This window comes from Lysobacter zhanggongensis (genome assembly GCF_046638635.1).
GTDB classification, from domain to species: domain Bacteria; phylum Pseudomonadota; class Gammaproteobacteria; order Xanthomonadales; family Xanthomonadaceae; genus Novilysobacter; species Novilysobacter luteus.
The window spans coordinates 1-2,193 of the sequence record NZ_JBJXHK010000151.1; the positions used below are offsets into that span (position 1 = coordinate 1).

Here is a 2,193-nt window from a genome sequence, read left to right on the forward strand (position 1 = left end):
CGCATACCGGCGGGCGCCGCGCCGAGGCGGCGGCCCGGCTCGGCGTCGGTCGCAACACGCTCACCCGCAAGCTCAAGCCGCGGGCCTGAGCCCGGTTCACCCCCGCTGAACCCGGGCTCGGCTACGGTCCCTGCCCTCACCTTCCGCCTCCAAGGAGATCCCCATGAAGACCGCCCTGTTCGCCGGCGCCAGCGCACTCGCCCTCGCCGCCTGCGCGACCTCGCCGCAGCCGGAAGTGATCGCCTCCAGCTCGATGGAGCTGGCCACCACGTCGACCCTGTCGTCGGCTTCGGTGAACCTCGCCGCCGCGTCCGGCAGCCTGGTCAGCGGCACGCTGCGGCTGATGCCGATGGCCGACGGCGTCCACCTGACCGGCGAGGTCGGCGGCCTGACCCCCGGCAGCACCCACGCGATCCACATCCACGAGAAGGGTGATTGCAGCGCGGCCGACGCGAGCAGCGCCGGCGGCCACTTCAACCCCACCGGCGAGCCGCACGGCAAGGTCGGCACCCCGACCCACCACGCCGGCGACATGAACAACATCGTCGCCAATGCCGAGGGTGTGGCCAAGGTCGACGTGCACGCGCAGGGCGTGGTGCTCGGCGGTGGCGCGGCCAACGACGGCGTCGGCCGCGCGGTGGTCGTGCACGCGGCCGCGGACGACTACACCAGCCAGCCCTCCGGAAACGCCGGCGCGCGCGTGGCCTGCGGCGTGATCCGCGGCGGCTGATCCGGCCGCGATCGTCATGCCCCGGTTCCGTTGACGCGATGACCTGCCGGATCCGCGAGGCCACCGCCGACGACGCCGCGCTGCTGGCGCGCTGGGCGTCGGCCATGGCGTTGGAGACAGAGCACAAACGGCTCGATCCGGCCACCGTGCTGGCCGGGGTCGCCGCCGGGATCGCCGACCCGGCCCGGGCGCGCTATTTCGTCGCGATGGATGAAGCGCTCGCCGCCGGCCGCGAGACCCTCGCGTTGCCGGTCGGCACGCNGCGCGCTATTTCGTCGCGATGGATGAAGCGCTCGCCGCCGGCCGCGAGACCCTCGCGTTGCCGGTCGGCACGCTCATGCTGACGCGCGAATGGAGCGACTGGCGCAACGGCGAGTGGTGGTGGATCCAGAGCGTCTATGTCGAGCCAGCACACCGTCGCCGCGGCGTGTTCGCGGCGCTTTACCGGCATGTCGCGGCGCAGGCGCAGGCGACCGACGGCGTGGTCGGGCTGCGGCTGTACGTCGAGCGCGACAACGCGGCGGCGCAGGCGACCTATCGCACGCTCGGGATGGTCGATGCCGGCTACCGGATCCTCGAGCACGCCGTGGACCGCCAGCCCGCCGCCCCGTAGGGCGACGCGTAGGAGCGACGCGTAGGAGCGACGTAAGTCGCGAAGCGGTTACCGGTTACCGGTTACCGGTCAGCGGTCAGCGGTCAGCGGTCAGCGGTCAGCGGTCTGATCAGGGTTGCTGATTGCTGGTTGCCACGTTCCGGCCGAGCGACCCGCGGCTTCGATCGTTTCAGCCGCGGTCGCGACTTACGTCGCTCCTACCGGGATGCGCGGAAGCGCCGAGCGCCGAAGCGCCGAAGCGCCGAAGCGGCACAGCTGCCTCAGCTCAGGGCGTTGCGGCAGTCCGCGTCGCGCTCGCAGTGCACGAAATTGACCGGTACGCCGTGCGCGCCGAGCACCGCGGCAATCTGTCGCTGGCGTGCCTCGAACAACTGGTGGCGGCGCTGCAGGCGGCCGCGGGTGGCGTCGTCGGCCTCGCCCTGTACCTCGGCGGCGTAGCGCTGCTGCCAGGCGTTGGGCGAGAACAGCGCGATGCGCGCTTCGCCCTCGGTGTAGTGGATCAGCGGCTCGGGGAGCTGGTCGAGCCATGCCTCGCCTTCGGGTTGCAGCAGCGCGGTTTCCAGCAGCGGCCACAACGCGGCCAGGCCGGCGTGCTCGTACTGCATCGCGGTCATCGCGGCGAGGTCGTGCACGGTGAGGTAGCGGGCATGTTCGACCTGCAGGCCGAAGGCCTCCTGCGCGGCCAGCGCGGTGTCGGCGCCGGCCATGCCACGCTCGATGAGGTCGCGTTCGAACGCGTCGCCGACGACCGACACCACGTCGGCCGGTCCGCCGAGCACGAACGGCATCAGCCGCAGCGGCCCGCCGGCGTAGTCGGGCGACGGCGCCAGCGCGCCGGGCAGGCGCTCGT

General features: G+C 72.5%; 3 protein-coding genes and 1 pseudogene. 3 read left to right on the top strand and 1 reads right to left on the bottom strand.

The window, feature by feature from the left end:
• The 3 genes from ACKVMH_RS13315 to ACKVMH_RS13325 form a co-directional block, all read left to right on the top strand.
• Positions 1–89, top strand: an 89-nt coding sequence (locus tag ACKVMH_RS13315) for a helix-turn-helix domain-containing protein (RefSeq protein ID WP_412700641.1), incomplete at its 5' end; no start/stop codon positions are given.
• 68 nt (positions 90–157) lie between these two features.
• Positions 158–730: a superoxide dismutase family protein gene (locus tag ACKVMH_RS13320; protein WP_412700642.1), complete on the top strand. Its 573-nt coding sequence runs from the start codon at positions 158–160 to the stop codon at positions 728–730.
• A gap of 280 nt (positions 731–1,010) precedes the next feature.
• Complete coding sequence (locus ACKVMH_RS13325; RefSeq protein WP_412700640.1) at positions 1,011–1,343, top strand: GNAT family N-acetyltransferase; 333 nt, start codon at positions 1,011–1,013, stop codon at positions 1,341–1,343.
• Positions 1,344–1,603: 260 nt separating this feature from the next.
• On the opposite strand, the pseudogene ACKVMH_RS13330 reads toward ACKVMH_RS13325, so the two are convergent.
• Positions 1,604–2,193 (bottom strand): annotated as a pseudogene (locus ACKVMH_RS13330) (hypothetical protein); the annotation flags it as partial.